General features: G+C 38.3%; 14 protein-coding genes. 8 read left to right on the forward strand and 6 right to left on the reverse strand.

The window, feature by feature from the left end; genetic code table 11:
- Positions 1–216 precede the first annotated feature (216 nt).
- Positions 217–1,170, forward strand: coding sequence for a TerC family protein (locus QLG00_RS10355; protein ID WP_282470928.1), 954 nt, complete (start codon positions 217–219; stop codon positions 1,168–1,170).
- A 131-nt stretch (positions 1,171–1,301) separates the two neighbouring features.
- Here the strand turns inward: QLG00_RS10355 and arsH are convergent, their stop codons facing one another.
- The 4 genes from arsH to QLG00_RS10375 are packed head-to-tail and all read right to left on the reverse strand — an operon-like array spanning position 1,302 to position 3,866.
- Positions 1,302–2,006: an arsenical resistance protein ArsH gene (gene arsH, locus QLG00_RS10360; RefSeq protein ID WP_004937174.1), complete on the reverse strand. Its 705-nt coding sequence runs from the start codon at positions 2,004–2,006 to the stop codon at positions 1,302–1,304.
- Between the two features lie 5 nt (positions 2,007–2,011).
- Positions 2,012–3,055, reverse strand: a complete 1,044-nt coding sequence (arsB, locus tag QLG00_RS10365; RefSeq protein ID WP_282470929.1) for an ACR3 family arsenite efflux transporter — start codon at positions 3,053–3,055, stop codon at positions 2,012–2,014.
- 7 nt (positions 3,056–3,062) lie between these two features.
- Positions 3,063–3,536 (reverse strand): arsenate reductase ArsC, encoded by a 474-nt coding sequence (locus QLG00_RS10370; protein WP_111812919.1) that lies wholly within the window; start codon positions 3,534–3,536, stop codon positions 3,063–3,065.
- Between the two features lie 6 nt (positions 3,537–3,542).
- A complete protein-coding gene (locus QLG00_RS10375) occupies positions 3,543–3,866 on the reverse strand; it encodes a metalloregulator ArsR/SmtB family transcription factor (RefSeq protein WP_004937180.1) in 324 nt (107 codons plus the stop codon).
- A gap of 439 nt (positions 3,867–4,305) precedes the next feature.
- Here QLG00_RS10375 and QLG00_RS10380 point away from each other — a divergent pair, with 439 nt between their 5' ends.
- On the forward strand, positions 4,306–6,390 hold the full coding sequence (locus QLG00_RS10380) for a catalase (protein WP_282470930.1): 2,085 nt from the start codon (positions 4,306–4,308) through the stop codon (positions 6,388–6,390).
- A 93-nt stretch (positions 6,391–6,483) separates the two neighbouring features.
- On the opposite strand, the gene QLG00_RS10385 is transcribed toward QLG00_RS10380, so the two are convergent.
- Both QLG00_RS10385 and lipA read right to left on the reverse strand, forming a co-directional pair.
- Entirely contained in the window at positions 6,484–7,572 is a 1,089-nt protein-coding gene (locus QLG00_RS10385; RefSeq protein ID WP_282470931.1) for a transcriptional regulator, read from the reverse strand.
- A gap of 226 nt (positions 7,573–7,798) precedes the next feature.
- Entirely contained in the window at positions 7,799–8,758 is a 960-nt protein-coding gene (lipA, locus tag QLG00_RS10390; RefSeq protein ID WP_282470932.1) for a lipoyl synthase, read from the reverse strand.
- A 340-nt stretch (positions 8,759–9,098) separates the two neighbouring features.
- Here lipA and QLG00_RS10395 point away from each other — a divergent pair, with 340 nt between their 5' ends.
- The 6 genes from QLG00_RS10395 to QLG00_RS10420 all read left to right on the forward strand — a co-directional run bounded on the left by QLG00_RS10395 (position 9,099) and on the right by QLG00_RS10420 (position 16,425).
- Positions 9,099–10,061, forward strand: coding sequence for a thiamine pyrophosphate-dependent dehydrogenase E1 component subunit alpha (locus QLG00_RS10395; protein ID WP_048763454.1), 963 nt, complete (start codon positions 9,099–9,101; stop codon positions 10,059–10,061).
- 15 nt (positions 10,062–10,076) lie between these two features.
- Positions 10,077–11,096: an alpha-ketoacid dehydrogenase subunit beta gene (locus QLG00_RS10400; protein WP_004946928.1), complete on the forward strand. Its 1,020-nt coding sequence runs from the start codon at positions 10,077–10,079 to the stop codon at positions 11,094–11,096.
- Between the two features lies 1 nt (position 11,097).
- A complete protein-coding gene (locus QLG00_RS10405) occupies positions 11,098–12,630 on the forward strand; it encodes a 2-oxo acid dehydrogenase subunit E2 (protein ID WP_282470933.1) in 1,533 nt (510 codons plus the stop codon).
- Between the two features lie 11 nt (positions 12,631–12,641).
- A complete protein-coding gene (lpdA, locus tag QLG00_RS10410) occupies positions 12,642–14,042 on the forward strand; it encodes a dihydrolipoyl dehydrogenase (protein WP_282470934.1) in 1,401 nt (466 codons plus the stop codon).
- 119 nt (positions 14,043–14,161) lie between these two features.
- Positions 14,162–15,220: a 2,3-butanediol dehydrogenase gene (locus QLG00_RS10415; RefSeq protein WP_282470935.1), complete on the forward strand. Its 1,059-nt coding sequence runs from the start codon at positions 14,162–14,164 to the stop codon at positions 15,218–15,220.
- Positions 15,221–15,957: 737 nt separating this feature from the next.
- Positions 15,958–16,425, forward strand: coding sequence for a DUF333 domain-containing protein (locus tag QLG00_RS10420; RefSeq protein ID WP_282470936.1), 468 nt, complete (start codon positions 15,958–15,960; stop codon positions 16,423–16,425).
- Positions 16,426–17,310: the final 885 nt, after the last annotated feature.

The raw sequence follows: 17,310 nt of genomic DNA on the forward strand, positions 1-17,310 counted from the left end.
GGCATTGCAGCGGCCCGACTGCAACAATTACCTGCCTTAGCATTGCTAGACACCCACCAATAATCATTACAAATAAAAAGTAGATCTGCAAGTATTTACTCATATCGCTAGGATTGAGTTTACCCGAAGAGGCTAAATACAATATTTGGCTTGACGAATAATGAGCAATTTCAGCATATTTTTCTGAATAAATACAAACATAAGTAGAGAAAATAAATGGATATTCTGTTTTCAGAATTTTTAGATAAACCGGTGTGGATGTGGTTATTTTTCATCGTCATCGTTCTTGTCTTACTTGTTCTAGACTTAGGGGTGTTACACCGTAATGTTAGAGAGATTGGTGTGAAAGAAAGTCTAGGTCTTTCAGCATTTTATATCACTCTAGGTTTGTTATTTGGTGCATGGGTCTGGTGGTATATTGGCCCTACGGCAGGACTTAACTACGTTACTGGCTTTGTTATTGAAAAATCGCTGGCGATGGATAACATTTTTGTCATTGCCATGATCTTTACCTATTTCTCTATCCCTAGAATTTATCAACACCGGGTTTTATTTTGGGGAATCATCGGCGTTATCATTCTTAGAGCCATAATGATTGGCTTAGGCGCAACCTTAGTGAGCCAGTTTTCTTGGGTACTTTATATCTTTGCTGGCTTTCTCATTTTGACCGGAATAAAAATGTGGCTGAGTGTCGATAAACAGTATGAGGTTGGAAATTCACCGATCTTAAACTTTATCAAAAAGCGCTTTAGAGTGACAGATCAACTTCATGCAGAAAAGTTTTGGGTTAAACAAACCGATCCAAAAACAAATAAATTAGCATGGTTCATGACTCCACTATTTTTGGCCTTAATCATGATCGAGTTTGTAGATTTGATTTTTGCAATTGATAGTGTACCTGCAATTTTTGCGATCACCACTGATCCTTTTATTGTGTATACGTCTAATATCTTCGCCATATTAGGCTTAAGAGCGCTGTACTTTGTAGATCGCTTCCACTATTTGAAATACGCTTTAGCTGTATTACTGGTTTTTATTGGTTCAAAGATCTTTATCGCAGATGGCCTGGGTATTGCTAAAATTCCTCCAGCACTATCACTTTCCATTACCTTTGCCATTTTATTTATCGGTATCATGTATTCATTATGGAAAACCAAGAGAAGTGAATGAGGATCGATTTTATTTGAATATCTAAAATTAAATAGAGATTATAGAAATTATTTGAATGCTTAAATGGGAAGCTATCAACATCATTAAAAATGGTGTATAGCTTCCAAATTTTTAATGCTCTGTTTCTAAAATTAAATATTTTTCTGATTGACTCGTTTCGACAGCTCTTCCGCAGTTTCAACACGTTCAGAATAACGATCTGTTAAATATGCGGACTGTCCTCGAGTTAAAAGGGTAAATTTATACAACTCTTCCATAACATCTACAATTCGAGAGTAATAAGATGAAGGTTTCATACGTCCTGACTCATCAAATTCTAAAAATGCTTTTGGAATAGAAGATTGATTTGGGATCGTGATCATACGCATCCACCGACCCAGAATTCGCAATTGATTGACTGCATTAAATGACTGTGAGCCACCACAAACTTGCATCACTGCAAGAGTTTTGCCTTGAGTTGCACGGATAGCGCCAGCTGCTAACGGAATCCAATCGATCTGCGCTTTTAAAATCGAACTCATAGCGCCATGTCGCTCTGGTGAGCACCATACCATTCCCTCAGACCAAGCTAAAAGCTCATGCAATTCTTTAACTTTGGGATGTGCAGCATCGCTGTCTTCGGGTAAAGGAAGTTCTTTGGGATGAAAAATTTTTACCTCAGCACCGAAGTGCTCAAGAATACGTCCTGCTTCCAACACTGCCAATCGACTGTATGAACGTTCTCGATTTGAGCCATAAAGCAAAAGTATACGTGGTGGATGATCCAATGCTTTGGCTTGTACTTTTTCTAAAGTTGGTTGGTCGAGAAGATTTATATCTATATTTGGGAGAGACATCGAAATTACACCTCAGCTTTGAAAAACTTCTTTTTAAGCCATAAAGATACGCTGACCAATGCGATCAATACGGGAACTTCAACCAAAGGTCCGATCACTGTCGTGAATGCCACAGGAGAAGCTAAACCAAAAGTTGCGATTGCCACAGCTAGCGCTAATTCAAAATTATTTCCCGCAGCGGTAAATGAAATTGCAGTGGTTTTAGGATAGTCATTTCCCATCCATTTACTCATAAAGAAGCTAATGAAGAACATCACAATAAAATAAATCGTCAATGGAATTGCGATGCGTAATACATCCAGAGGTAAGCTCACCACATCGTTTCCTTTGAGGCTAAACATCGCCACAATCGTAAACAATAAAGCAAGTAAACTGAGCGGGCTGATCTTGGGCAAGAAGACTTGTTGATACCAAACTAAACCTTTGGCTCGAACAAATAAGAATCGAGTGATAAAACCGAGTAAGAACGGAATTCCTAAATAAACCAATACCGCATGAGTAATCGTCCAGAAATTAACATCAATAACTTGACCTGCAACACCAAAATACGGAGGTAAAAAAGTGAGAAACAGCCAAGCATACGTACTAAAAAATAGAATCTGAAAGATACTGTTGAAAGCCACCAATGCGGCAACATATTGATTATCGCCACAGGCCAGACCATTCCAAACCAGAACCATCGCAATACATCTTGCTAAACCAATCAGGATCAAACCCGTCATGTATTCAGGGTAGCTCTGCAAAAAAATAATCGCCAAAGCAAACATCAAAACAGGCGCAATAATCCAATTTTGCACCAACGACAGAGTTAAGGTTTTTTTATCTTTAAATACTTGCGGTAAAGCAGCATAGTCCACTTTGGCAAGCGGTGGATACATCATCAAAATCAGTCCCAACGCAATTGGAATATTGACTGAGTCAATACTCATTTTATTCAAAGAAACAGAGACCTGCGGAAAGAAAACGCCAATACCGATTCCTAATGCCATGGCAATAAAAATCCATAGCGTAAGATTACGATCTAGAAAAGACAGTCTTTGTCGAGCCATGATGTTCTCATTTAATATTTGAGATCTGATTAATCGCTGCGATCAATTCAGTACGCGTCATATTTGCGCTATCTAGTGCAAACAAAGCATCCAAACGACGATGAATATGTTTAACCGTCACTTGGAATGCTTGTAGTTTTTCTTCTTTTGGCAAATCTAAATGTGAAGGATCAGCCAAGCCCCAATGTGCTTTAATCGCTGTACCTAAATACAGTGGACAAGGTTCTTGCGCTGCTGAATCACAGACTGTGATCACAACATCTGGCTGGTATTGCTCGCAGTCATCAATGGTTTTACTCCATAATCCATCAGTTGAAAGACCCATATTTTCTAGGGTTTCGATAGTGAGAGGGTGGACCTGTCCTGATGGTTGGCTGCCTGCACTATAGGCTGTCCAGCCTGCCGGAGCCCGATGATTAAACAGCACTTCAGAAAGGATACTGCGGCAACTGTTTCCGGTGCATAAAAACAAGAATTTCATTGGTGCTTACTCGCAATGAGTTGGGATGGATGATTGTGCATTGGCTAAATTGATAGAGTGATCAGACAGATTTGACAGGATATTCAAAATATCTTTGGCCCATTCTGGAAGGTTCGGATTTAAGCGGTAATACACCCATTGTCCTTGTCTTTGATCCAGTAAAATGGAAAGGTTGCGAAGCAGGGCTAAATGTCTGGAAATTTTGGGTTGACTGAGTTGTAAATGTTCTGTCAGTTCACACACGCAGACATTGTGCCGAGCCAAAATCAACTTAAGAATATCGAGTCGAGTCGGATCGGAAAGACACTTGAAGAAATCAGATTGATTCATACATTGTCGCTTATATATTTGATATTTCGAATATACGCATATTCATATATGAATGCAATATTTTTTAGCATTCTATGGAGTAAAAATTGAATAAATTTGAATATGAATGATCAATGTGAATAAAACTTAAATAAAGCTAATTTAAAAAAGACTGAACTGATTGCAAATATATTTTGACTTCAAACTTCGTTAATTTCAGGGAAGATCCGCTAATAGTTTAAACAAGTAAAATTATAAGCTCCATATTTATTCTTGAGCAGACTGATACGGCAATCAATAAGTAAGATGGTGAGTATATGTAGCATTTAGATTGTTGCTTTAACGTTATCAAACCGTATCATATGCAAAAAAGTACTTAATTCTCAGATACTATCTTGAAGTCTATAAATATCATTCACAGTTTTTGTATTTTTTAAAAATACGAACTAGGAAAAAAACAATGAGCAGAAAATCCAATAAATACAATGCCAAGATCACACAATTCGAAAATGAAAGTTATGTCGATCCTAAAGGGAAGACACTCACGAGTTCACTGGGTGTTCCTGTATCTGATAATCAAAATAGTTTAAAAATTGGTGATCGTGGACCAACGTTACTGGAAGATTTTCTACTACGAGATAAATTAATTCATTTTGATCGTGAACGTATACCAGAGCGAGTTGTTCATGCTCGTGGCTTTGGTGCACATGGTTATTTTGAAGCGTATGAGGGAAATGAGAAATGGACGAAGGCTCAGTTTCTTACAGATACAACTCACCCAACACCTATTTTTACCCGTATTTCAACGGTACAAGGTGGGCGAGGATCAGCAGATGTCGTCCGAGATGTACGTGGATTCTCAATTAAATTTTACACGCAAGAAGGCAATTATGATTTAGTTGGGAATAATATTCCGGTATTTTTCATTCAAGATGCGATTAAATTTCCTGATTTTGTTCATGCTGTTAAACCTGAAGATCCAAACGAAGTTCCTACAGGGCAATCTGCACACGATACGTTTTGGGATTTTGTTTCTTTAAATACTGAAACCGCGCATATGACGACTTGGGTCATGTCTGACCGAGCTATTCCTCGTAACTTACGTTCTATCCAAGGCTTTGGTGTACATACATTCAGATTAATTAATGCGCAAGGCAAAGCGCATTTGGTTAAATTTCATTGGACACCAAAACAAGGCGTCGCTCAGGTTGTTTGGGATGAAGCATTGAAGCTAAATGGTAAAGATCCGGATTTTCATCGCCGTGATTTGTGGGATGCAATTGAAAATGGAAATTATCCAGAATGGGAACTAGGAGCCCAAATTTTCACTGAGGAAGAGGCTGCTCAGTGGGATTTTGATGTACTAGATCCGACAAAACTTGTGCCTGAAGAGCTAGTACCGGTAACGCCATTAGGTAAATTCGTACTTAACCGTAATACAGATGATTTCTTTGCTGAAACAGAGCAGGTTGCATTTAGTCCTGCAAACATTGTTTCAGGAATCGATTTCAGTAATGATCCTTTACTTCAAGGGCGTTTATTTAGCTATACAGACACGCATCTCCACCGATTAGGCACAGCCAATTTCAATCAGATTCCAATCAATAAACCTGTATGTCCTTTTCATACTAACCGACGTGGAGGTTTTGCCAACCATGAAGTTTACAAAGGAAAGGCAAATTATGAGCCAAATTCAGTAGATGAAAATTGGCCACGTGAAGCTGATCAAGACAAAGGTGCGTTTAGCTCTTATCCTGAACCTGTAGAAGCAAGTAAATTGCGTGTGCGTCCTGAAAGTTTTGCTGATCATTTCTCTCAAGCTACGCTTCATTACAGCAGTTTAAAAAAACATGAACAACAGCATATAAAAGATGCTTATGCATTTGAATTATCAAAAGTACAAGATGAAGCGATTCGTCAGCGAGTTATCGATCGAGTTCTAGTGAATATTGATAAAGGTCTTGCCACATATGTTGCAAATGAACTCGGCTTAAAGCCATTAATGCAACCTGAAACAGATCAGCAAAGCCAGGTGAAAATTTCTGAAAAACTGAGTATCGATGCTTTTAAAGCACCGGATATTAAACAACGAAAAATCGCAATCTTGGTACATAATGGCGCAAATGCTAGTTCGGTAGATGCAGTCAAAGCATGGGCTGAAGGTGAAAATGCTGTTGCGGAAGTTCTTGCTCCAAGTGCAGCTCCCGTTAAATCTAAAGATGGCAAAGAAATTGCAGTTGATGGTCGCCAAAATGGAGAACCATCTGTCACTTATGATGCTATTGTCGTGATTGATGGAGATAATTTAGATACTTTTAAAGCCGATGGCGTAGCAAAATATTATGTTTTAGAAACTTATAAGCATCTGAAACCCATCTATTTGCTTGACGATAAAAAGTCACTTCTCGATTATTTTGGTATCCATCAAGATGATGCTATTTTCATTAGTGAGTCTTTTAAAGATCAACAGGATAAATTTAAATTAGCCATACAGAATCACAGACTTTGGTCTCGAGAAGATGTAATAGCAAGCGTTCCAGTATAAATTTAGGAAAAAGTCTAGAATCAATATTGAGTTCTAGACTTTTTGGTTCTCATCACATTGTAGGTCGTAATGATCTCAATTAACTCAATCTGCTTAAACAAATTTTGAAAAACGATCGTGATAGATACTATCTTTGGGGATCAATTCAAGCAAACGTTGCACGGCATCGACTCGCTCTGGTAAATAACCGATAATTTTTAGTAGTTGATCTACATCCTGTAGTTGATAAATTAAATAGCTTAAACGAGCATCAAAACTTTCTCTCCATGCACAAAGATAAGGACTTTCAGTTTTAGACAGAAAACTTCCTTTATATAAAGAAAAAGTGCTCGCTAAAAATCCGGCACTTAAAGAATGTTCAGCTTTTAAAAAATCACATTCAACTTCACAAGTTAATTTATATACTCGGGAATCAATGCAGTTAGGCAACAGATTACGTAATTGAGATAATTCTGATTTAAGCGTTTTGACACTAACGTCTCGATCGCCATACAAAGCATAATGTAGCTCATCCAAACTGATACCTTTTGGACGTAGAACCAGAATGCATAAAATTTCAATTTGGCGATGAGTTAACACTAGGGGTGTTCGATTAAATACAATTCTTGGTGTTCCTAATGCATGAATATATAAAATATTTTTTTGTTGAGTTAACAGCGATTGACGTACTAAGTCGGCACAACGCTCAACAGCTAAAACCCCCAAAGGCGTGTGTTTTTTATACTTGGTCGATAAATTAATAACACCATGAAAATGATTAGATACTGGATCAATAATAGGGGCTGCATAGCACACCCAGTCTCGTACACTATTCATCTGATTTTCATGAGAATGTACACAACTCGAACGATGGCTATTGAGCGCCATACCGATGGCATTTTTACCCACAGCTTGAGTAGACCAGTGACCACCTTCAATAAAATTGACTTGTTCTGCAGACGATAACATCGTTCGACTACTCCAGGTCCATAGTAATGTACCTTGATGGTCAGTTAATCCTATTGCCATTTCGGAGTCATAGGCGATTTTTGACAGTTCATCACAGGTTTGGTGTATAGATCGATCAAATATAGAATTATGTTCTTCATCACGCAAAAGAAGAATCGGGGCTGCATTTACATCAATCTGATTAACTAAATGTGTTGTTTGTAAAGCTGAATTTATTTTTTCCAAATGATTCATTCCATATTCCTTTATGGTTGAGCAACGTATTCGCTTGAGTAAAGCTATTTAGTATTCCGACACCGCCTATATCAACACTCTATTGGGTTAATTGATTTGCAGACATTTAATTCCATATGAAAAACTGTAATAGGAAAGAATTCTTTTTTCTATCGAATTTTAGTAAGTTTTGACCATATAGTTTTTACTCAGGTTGAATCCAATTTCATCAGTCATTTCGATTAAGTTAGTCAGATAGTTGCTGTCCGTAGTACTGCTTTTCAGCAAAGTAACTCGATCTAACCAATGGGCCGCTCCAAATATTTTTAAATTTTAGGCGCTCTCCATGGATCTGATAATGTTTAAATTCTTCTAAGGTAACAAAGCGGTGAATGGGGGCATGAGATTTCGAAGGCTGTAAGTATTGACCAATAGTGACATAGTCTACTTGGTAATCTTTTAAGTCATTTAACAATACAATTACCTCTGCCTCCACTTCTCCTAAACCCACCATCAATCCGCATTTGGTGGGAATGTCTGGACAATAGTGTTTGAATTTATTGAGTAGATCCAATGAATGCTGATAGTCAGCGCCTGGTCGCATGGCTTTATACAGACGCGGAACGGTTTCAATATTGTGGTTAAAAACGTCAGGTGGATTTTGACTCAAGATTTTAAGCGCAATATCAGCACGGCCACGAAAATCAGGAACTAAAATTTCAATCAAAGTATCTGGGCTGGTTTCACGAATTTCTCGAATGCAATCAGAGAAGTGTTGTGCACCGCCATCTTTTAAATCATCTCGATCAACCGAGGTGATCACCACATACTTTAATCCTAAATTCTTAACCGTTTCAGCCAAATTCTTTGGCTCATGAATATCTAAAACTTGAGGACGACCATGAGCTACATCGCAAAATGGACAACGTCGAGTACATATATCTCCCATAATCATAAATGTTGCTGTGCCACTGCCAAAACATTGCGGCAAATTAGGACAAGCTGCTTCTTCACACACCGTGTGAAGCTTTTGTTGTCTTAGTAAATTCTTGATCATTCGAACTTCTTCAGGCTGACTCATTTTAGTTCGAATCCACTCAGGTTTCTTTGGCGTAATTTCTGTTGCAACAATTTTAATTGGAATACGTGCTATTTTTTCAGCGCCTCTTAACTTATTTCCAGTTAATATTGTGTTATTTAAATCCATTTTAAATACTCCATTATTTAAAAATAATTAATATAAATCCCGATCTTCATTCGCTATTTTTATTGCACCAATAATATAAAACTGGGCAAAAAACATATCATATAAAATAAAGGTTGGTTAAAGGTTTGTTTTAGCATGTATATGAATAATATAAAAAAATTACAAATTTTTTGATTGTTTAACCTTTTGTTTTTTATGTTGATCTTACTGATTTAAAAATTAATTTTTTTTAGTCTAATATAAAATTAGAGAAAAATATTCTTATATAAATATACGGTTTAAAAATCTGATTATTCAATTTTGGATTTCTTTTTTAGCGTAATCAATAAGGAATAAATATATGCAGTTAACGGAAGAGCAATTGCTAGCAGCATACAAAAGAATGCGTGATATTCGTGAATTTGAGGATCGGCTTCACGATGAAAACAATACAGGTGATATCCCAGGATTCATTCATTTATATAGCGGTGAGGAAGCAGTTGCTGTAGGTATTTGTGAAAACCTAACAGACAAGGACTTTATCACATCAACACATCGTGGTCATGGACACTGTATTGCGAAGGGGTGTGATATCCACGCCATGATGTTAGAGATCTTTGGCAAAGATGAAGGCCTGTGCCGTGGTAAAGGTGGCTCAATGCATATTGCAGACTTAGATAAAGGTATGCTTGGTGCAAATGGTATTGTGGGCGGTGGCCCACCTTTAGCAATTGGGGCTGCTTTAAGTGCCAAAACACTTAAAACGGGTGGTATTGGTTTGTCGTTTACAGGCGATGGTGGCTCAAATCAGGGTTTAACTTTCGAAGCTATTAATATGGCGGTGGTGTTAAAGCTTCCTGTCATTTTTGTTTTTGAAAATAACGGCTTTGGTGAAGGCACGGCACATGACTATGCTGTAGGCAGTAAAGATATTGCAGGCCGAGCAGGAGGCTTTGGCTTACCTGCTGAAAAAGTAGATGGAACAGACTTTTTTGCTGTGTATGAAGTTGCACAAAAAGCCATTGAACGTGCCCGCCGTGGTGAAGGCCCGAGTGTGATTGAAACGGTAACCAACCGGTTTTATGGACATTTTGAAGGTGATCCGGGGCTTATCCGTTCTAAAGAAGAGCTGGATTATGTGAAAGAACATAAAGATCCATTGAAAATATTCCGTGAAAAAGTCAAAGACAAAATTGACGAAGCCAAACTCGATGCGATAGATGCTCAGTCTAAAGCCAATGTAGACGATGCCGTTGCAAAGGCACGTGCAGCTAAGTACCCAGAAGTTTCTCAGTTACTTACCGATGTATACGTCTCTTACTAAAGGAATAGTAGAAAAATGCCAAATAAAAGTTATCGAAACGCAATTAAAGAAGCAATCGAATTAGAAATGCGCCGAGATCCAAGTGTTATTGTGGTTGGTGAGGATGTTCGTGGTGGACATGGCGGTAAAAATACCGATGACAATAAGCTGGAAGGTTTTGGCGGAGTACTTGGCGTAACCAAAGGCCTATGGACTGAATTTGGCTCTGAACGAGTCATTGATACGCCAATTACAGAATCTGCGATTATCGGTATGGCGGCAGGTGCTGCTGCTACAGGTTTAAGACCGGTAGCAGATTTAATGTTTATGGATTTTTATGGCGTGTGTTATGACATGCTTTATAACCAAGCGGCGAAATTCCGCTATATGTTTGGAGGGAAAGCCAAAGCACCACTCGTTGTACGCGGCATGATTGGTGCGGGTTTTTCCGCTGCAGCACAGCATTCTCAATCACCATATAACGTGTTTGCGTCGGTACCTGGTTTAAAAGTGGTGGTGCCTTCTAGTGCTTACGATGTCAAAGGATTATTGATTCAAGCCATTCGAGATGATGACCCAGTGGTCTTTTGTGAACACAAAATGTTATACGACATTAAAGGCGAGGTACCCGATGAAGCCTACACCATTCCTTTTGGTGTCGCAAATTACACCCGTGAAGGCACAGATATTACAATTATTGCCTTAGGCCTGATGGTACATCGTGCCAATGACGTTGCCGACAAGCTAGCAAAAGAAGGCATTTCGGTTGAAGTGGTTGATCCTCGTACCATTTCTCCACTAGACGAAGATGGCATTTTAGAGTCCGTAGCTTCAACAGGTCGGGTGGTGATTGTAGATGAATCTGCCGCGCGTTGCGGTTTCGGACACGATGTGGCTGCACTTATTGCCCAGAAAGGCTTTCATTATCTTAAAGCACCAATCGAGTTAGTCACTCCACCACATTCACCCGTACCATTTTCACCTGTATTAGAAAAAGAATGGCTACCAAGTGTAGAACGCATCGAGCAGGCTGTACGCAAGACATTGGAGGCTTAGGATGAGCGAAATTAAAACCTTAGAAATCCCAAAATGGGGTTTGTCCATGGAAGAGGGCACAATTGCCCAATGGCTGATTCAGGAAGGTACGCAATTTAGTAAAGGACAGGAAATTTGTGAAATTGAAACCACAAAAATCGTCAATGTTCTGGAAGCACCTTTCGATGGCTTGCTACGAAAAATTATTGCTAAAGATGGTGACACACTAATTGTAGGTGGAGTCATTGCAATTTGTGCAGACGCTCAAGTTTCCGACGCAGAAGTTGAAGCATTTGCACAGTCATTAGGCGGCACACCTGCGGTAACTGAAAATAAAGCGGTAACAGCAGTTCCTGAAAAAGTAGCTGTAACTCAAGTTGAAACCAAAGTACAAGCTGCTCCTAAACAGAACAGTGTTGGTAATGGATCAAAAGCGGTGACTCAGGGCGGATATTCTATTCCTGCTGCGTTACAAGGCTACCAGCAAAACAATGATATTTTTGCAACGCCGCATGCCTTGAAATTGGCTCAAAAGCACAATGTAGACTTGTCTCAGATTACGGGTTCTGGGCGTGAAGGTCGTATTAGTGTTCAAGATATTCAGACCGCAGTTCAAGCTGCTGGTGGTTCATGGCCAGATGTACGTCATCAAGCCAGTACTAAGGCCGCGAAATCTAAAGCAGATGATAGTCATGTTTTGGCAACACCTGTTGCCCGCCGCTTGGCCAAACAATGGGACATCAATTTGCATGATTGCCGTGCATCGGGTTCACGTGGACGAGTCTGCAAGGAAGATGTTGAAGCTGTCTATCAACGTGAAAACCCTATAAATACTCAACATGATCATGCGCAACCGACAGAGTCCGCACAATTTACCACTGTAGCGATGAATGGTATGCGTAAAGCAATCGCTTCAAGGTTACAAGCGGCAAAACGCAATGCACCACATTTTCGCTTAACAATAGACCTAAATGTTGAATCAGTTCAGGCTTTGCGTCAGCAAATTAACAATACGGTGCCGCAAGTTAAGCTGTCTATCAACGATATGCTGATTAAAGCTGCTGCTGCCGCACTGATCAAAGTTCCGCAGGTTAACGTTCAGTTCGATGAAGAAAATCAGCAGATTTTACAGTTTGAACAAGCTGATATTTCGGTTGCTGTGGCCATCGAAAACGGACTGATCACACCAATTATTAAAGCAGCGAATCGTAAATCTTTGGCGCAAATTTCCAATGATATGCGTGATCTGGCGACACGTGCCAAAACTGGAAAATTAGCACCTGACGAGTTTCAAGGCGGTAGTTTCAGTATTTCCAATTTGGGGATGCTGGGTATTCAACAGTTTGATGCCATTATTAACCCACCTCAAGGTGCGATTCTGGCCTTAGGTACAGCAGAAAAACGTGCTGTCGTCGAAAACGATGAGATTGTTGTTCGTGAAATGGTGACAGCGACTTTATCTTGTGATCATCGTGTCATTGATGGTGCGTTGGGTGCTCAATTCTTATCGGCATTGAAGCAGTTTGTCGAAAATCCTGCATTAATTTTGGTGTAGGAGGAATAGCCATGTCAGATACACAATTTGATCTTGTAGTTATTGGTGCTGGTCCTGGAGGCTATGTCGCTGCGATTCGTGCAGCACAACTGGGATTAAAAACGGCAATCGTTGAAAAACAACACTTAGGCGGAGTCTGTCTGAATTGGGGATGTATTCCAACCAAGGCATTATTGAGCGGGGCTGCGCTTGCGCAGCAGTTCAAACATGCAGGACAGTTTGGTTTTACGCTTAACGCGATTGATTTTGACATTCAAAAACTGGTCCATCATAGCAGACAGGTTTCTGAGCAACTGGTGCAAGGTATCGGTCAATTATTGAAAAAAAATCAAATCACTGTTTTAAATGCAACAGCTCAATTTGTTGCCAAAGAACGATTAGAGCTTACAGATGCGAATGGTCAAAAACAGCAGATTTCTGCACCGCATATTATTGTCGCAACAGGTGCACGTGCAGCCAATTTGCCTCATATTGCTGTAGATGGCCATCAGGTCTGGAGTTATAAAGAGGCTTTGGTTCCAGAACAATTACCAAAGTCTTTACTGGTCATTGGTTCGGGTGCTATAGGCAGTGAGTTTGCAAGCCTATACCAAGACTTAGGCTGCCAAGTCACCTTGGTTGATATTGCCAAGCAGATTCTCCCTAGCGAAGACATTGAAGTTGCGAAGTATGTACAAAAGCAATTTGAACAGCAGGGTATGCAGGTTTTAACCGAAGCGACTGTAAAAAAGATAGAAACTGATCAGGCTCAAGTACATTGTCATATTCAAACTGCCACAGGTGGGCAAGTCATTAGCGTTGAAAAGGTACTTTCAGCAATTGGTGTGAAACCAAATACTGAAAATCTGGGCCTAGAAGCTTTAGGTGTCGAATTAGAGAATGGTTTTATTAAAGTCGACTCATGGTGCAAAACTAATATTGTGGGCGTATATGCAATTGGTGATGTTGCAGGCGCACCGTGTTTGGCACACAAGGCCAGTCACGAGGCTATTCTTTGTGTAGAGAAAATTGCAGGTTTAGATCATGTACATGCTTTAGATCGTACACAAATTCCGGGCTGTATCTTTACCCACCCGCAAGTGGCCAGTATTGGTTTGACAGAACAGAAAGCGAAAGCTGCCGGCTTGAATATCAATGTGGGTAAGTTTCCTTTGCAAGCCAATGGTAAGGCACTGGCTTTGGGTGATAGCGCAGGATTCATTAAAACTATTTTTAGTCAGGAAACAGGTGAATTGTTAGGTGCTCACATGGTTGGGCATGAAGTTACCGAACATATTCAGGGTTTTGCCATCGCAAAATATCTAGAAGCGACGGATGAAAGCTTAGCGCAGGTCATTTTCCCTCATCCTACTTTGTCTGAAGCGATGCATGAGTCGGTTTTATCTGCAATGCAACGTGCTATTCATATTTAAGGGGTCTGGAATGTGCTTAAAGGTTTAAATAATAAAGTTGCATTAATTAAGTTACAGGTTAGTTTATTTTGACAAATGGCGGAATGGTTTAGCGTTAGTATCAACATAAGGAATACATGATGAAAGCAGCTCGTTTTTATGACCGAGGGGATATTCGAATTGAAAATATCCCTGAGCCGAAAGTACTTCCAGGCACCGTTGGAATTCAGGTTGCATGGTGTGGTATTTGCGGTACAGATTTACATGAATTCATGGAAGGCCCTATTTTTATTCCACCATGTGGTCATCCGCATCCAATTTCAGGAGAGTCGGCACCTGTAACAATGGGACATGAATTTTCAGGTGTGGTTTATGCTGTTGGTGAAGGCGTAAATGATATCGAAATTGGACAACATGTCGTAGTTGAACCCTATATTATTGCTGACGATGTACCAACTGGCCCACATGATAAGTATCATTTATCAAAAAATATGAATTTTATTGGTTTAGGCGGGCGGGGTGGCGGTCTTTCTGAAAAAATTGCAGTTCAGCGCCGTTGGGTACATCCTATTTCAAATGATATTCCTTTAGACCAAGCAGCGTTGATAGAACCTTTATCTGTTGGTCATCACGCCTATGTCAGAAGTGGTGCAAAAGCAGGTGATGTAGCATTGGTTGGTGGAGCTGGCCCAATAGGCTTACTTTTATCCGCAATTTTAAAGGCCAAAGGTCTTACGGTTATCATCACTGAGCTAAGTGCAAAGCGTAAAGAAAAAGCGATAGAGGCTGGTGTTGCCGATTATGTACTGGATCCATCTCAGGTTGATGTGGTAAATGAAGTAATGAAAATTACTCAAGACCGCGGTGTAGATGTTGCTTTTGAGTGTAGTAGTGTGAATAAAGTTATGGATACACTCGTCGCAGCGATGAAACCAATGGGTGTTATTGTAATTGTTTCTATTTGGAGCCATCCTGCCACGATTAATGTACATAGCGTAGTAATGAAAGAACTAGATATTCGTGGCACGATAGCTTACGTCAATGACCATCAGGAAACTATTCGTTTAGTTGAGCAAGGCAAGATTAATCTAGAACCTTTTATTACCCAACGGATTGCTTTAGATGATCTTGTTTCTAAAGGCTTTGAAACATTGATTCATAATAATGAGTCTGCTGTAAAAATTATTGTTCATCCTTAAATGAATATTGCATATGAAATAAAATTATTTTTTTGCTACTACATTTTATCAATTCATATAGTTTATTGATCTAAATTAATTTTGATTATTCGCCCTGCTTAGGCAGGGTATACAAATAAGATCAAGAGTGAATATCAAAATATGAATGCTAGAAGCAGGAATAACCAAGAGAACTAACAGCAGAATTAATGCTTATTATGAATACTAATTGATCTAAAATGAAAAATTAATACGAGAAGTAATTTTTAAAAAATGTAAACTGATCAACCTTATTTTCATACAGATGTTGCATAAGCAACTTATTATTCGTCTTCCCAGTACTCTTTTATTTTTAGCTCATTCAAGAAAAGGATAGTAAGAATTTCCTATGCGATATTGCCAAAACTCTTAACATGCATGAAGTCAGACCTTAAAGAATAAAATATGGTGCGATGATCACATGATTTCAATTCAAAATACATCATGACATAAGTAACTATCAGAATTCGCGTATACTTCTCCTACCCAAAACTTGTAAGCATAAGAAAAGCTTATGGCTTTTCGACTCTTAAAGAAATCATAAAACGAAATATCCATTTTTTCATCTTCTCATTCTAATTTTTTAAGTAAATTATTATCTGAAGTATGGATTAATAAAGGTTTTCTAAAAATTTTATATCGAAATAAATACATTTATCATACTTCATCGAATAATTTTGTCTGATAATATCTTTTTTCCTAAACTGGTTTATGATCTTATGAAAAAAACCCTAATTGGAACACTAGCCTCATCACTTTTGTTCACTGCATGCACATCTAGTATTATTAGTAATACTAATAATATTAAATCAATTGGTATGCCCAATCCTGCCAGTGTTCATTGTGAAAAAATAGGTGGAAAATCTTTCACCAAAAAAAATTTAGCTGGTGATGAGTTTGCATTTTGTAAGCTTTCAGATGGGTCAGAAGTAGATGCATGGGAGTTATTTAGATCTGCTCATCAACAAGATCATACTAACTTCATAGTTCATTATGATGCTACCAAGAAGCAAAAAGTTTTGAGTAAAATACAGAATCAAAAATTAGAAACAGTATATGTATTAGATAATTTAAGTATCATTGTAGTCTCTGTTCCTCAATCTAAGGTAAAAGAAATTGTTAATGAAATAGAAAAGACAGATGGTGTATTCGGAGTTCAAGAGGACTCAGTGAATCAACTTTATTAATAAAATTTGATATTATTTCCAGCCAATGGATTTAAATTAATTAGAATTTAAAATTAGCGAGTATAGAAATTTCATGCAATGACTGAGTAAAACTATCTCGCTAATTTTATTTTGATTTAACAAAAGTCTAAAAATAATATTTTAGTCATCTGGCTGACTTGTCATACTCTCAACATACAACTACATGTACGACGTTTTCTTTCATGAACCTAGCTTCAATAGCTACTAATTCTTGACTCAAAAAGTTAGTACTCATTAATAAATAAGTGGCTACGAAAATAAGCGTCTATGATTAATTTTAGTAGAGGGCATTGCTCATTGCCTATTGCTCTGTAGCCAGGTAAAAGAAGAGAGCATCATAATCTTTGATCAGCCAGAAAAGATGAACTGGTTACATAGTGCTTGCATGAATTTCAAGCATTAAAAAACCACTTAGGATTAATGCACCTAAGTGGTTGTTTTATATGGTAGGCCCACCGTGACTCGAACACGGGACCAACGGATTATGAGTAAAGACAAATTTCAAAAAAAATATAATAAAAACAAAATCTTAATATAGATTGATGATTTTTTTATTAATAAAATCAACGAGACCATGCATAAAATACTAAGTCTATATATTTTAAAGTAAAATTAAAAAATCACCTAAAAATACACCGTAAGAATAAATTTATTAAATTTTCTATGTGTCAGTTAATAAAGACAATATTTTTCAATGCAAAGTACAATAGACCGCGAAAAGACCTCAGTTCTCTAAAAGACCTTAAAGATAGACCACAGAAATATAATAAGTTTTGGATAGACCGCAAAAGACCATAAACTCTTAACATGCATGAAGCCAGACCGTAAATAAAATATGGTGCGATGATCACATGATTTCACTTC

This window comes from Acinetobacter sp. V89_7 (genome assembly GCF_029967895.1).
Classification (GTDB): Bacteria; Pseudomonadota; Gammaproteobacteria; order Pseudomonadales; family Moraxellaceae; genus Acinetobacter; species Acinetobacter soli.

Bases quoted from the DNA above. Each gene is read 5' to 3' on its own strand.
- QLG00_RS10355 (WP_282470928.1), top strand. From the start codon at position 217: ATGGATATTCTGTTTTCAGAATTTTTAGATAAACCGGTGTGGATGTGG.
- arsH (WP_004937174.1), bottom strand. From the start codon at position 2,006: ATGTCTCTCCCAAATATAGATATAAATCTTCTCGACCAACCAACTTTA.
- arsB (WP_282470929.1), bottom strand. From the start codon at position 3,055: ATGGCTCGACAAAGACTGTCTTTTCTAGATCGTAATCTTACGCTATGG.
- QLG00_RS10370 (WP_111812919.1), bottom strand. From the start codon at position 3,536: ATGAAATTCTTGTTTTTATGCACCGGAAACAGTTGCCGCAGTATCCTT.
- QLG00_RS10375 (WP_004937180.1), bottom strand. From the start codon at position 3,866: ATGAATCAATCTGATTTCTTCAAGTGTCTTTCCGATCCGACTCGACTC.
- QLG00_RS10380 (WP_282470930.1), top strand. From the start codon at position 4,306: ATGAGCAGAAAATCCAATAAATACAATGCCAAGATCACACAATTCGAA.
- QLG00_RS10385 (WP_282470931.1), bottom strand. From the start codon at position 7,572: ATGAATCATTTGGAAAAAATAAATTCAGCTTTACAAACAACACATTTA.
- lipA (WP_282470932.1), bottom strand. From the start codon at position 8,758: ATGGATTTAAATAACACAATATTAACTGGAAATAAGTTAAGAGGCGCT.
- QLG00_RS10395 (WP_048763454.1), top strand. From the start codon at position 9,099: ATGCAGTTAACGGAAGAGCAATTGCTAGCAGCATACAAAAGAATGCGT.
- QLG00_RS10400 (WP_004946928.1), top strand. From the start codon at position 10,077: ATGCCAAATAAAAGTTATCGAAACGCAATTAAAGAAGCAATCGAATTA.
- QLG00_RS10405 (WP_282470933.1), top strand. From the start codon at position 11,098: ATGAGCGAAATTAAAACCTTAGAAATCCCAAAATGGGGTTTGTCCATG.
- lpdA (WP_282470934.1), top strand. From the start codon at position 12,642: ATGTCAGATACACAATTTGATCTTGTAGTTATTGGTGCTGGTCCTGGA.
- QLG00_RS10415 (WP_282470935.1), top strand. From the start codon at position 14,162: ATGAAAGCAGCTCGTTTTTATGACCGAGGGGATATTCGAATTGAAAAT.
- QLG00_RS10420 (WP_282470936.1), top strand. From the start codon at position 15,958: ATGAAAAAAACCCTAATTGGAACACTAGCCTCATCACTTTTGTTCACT.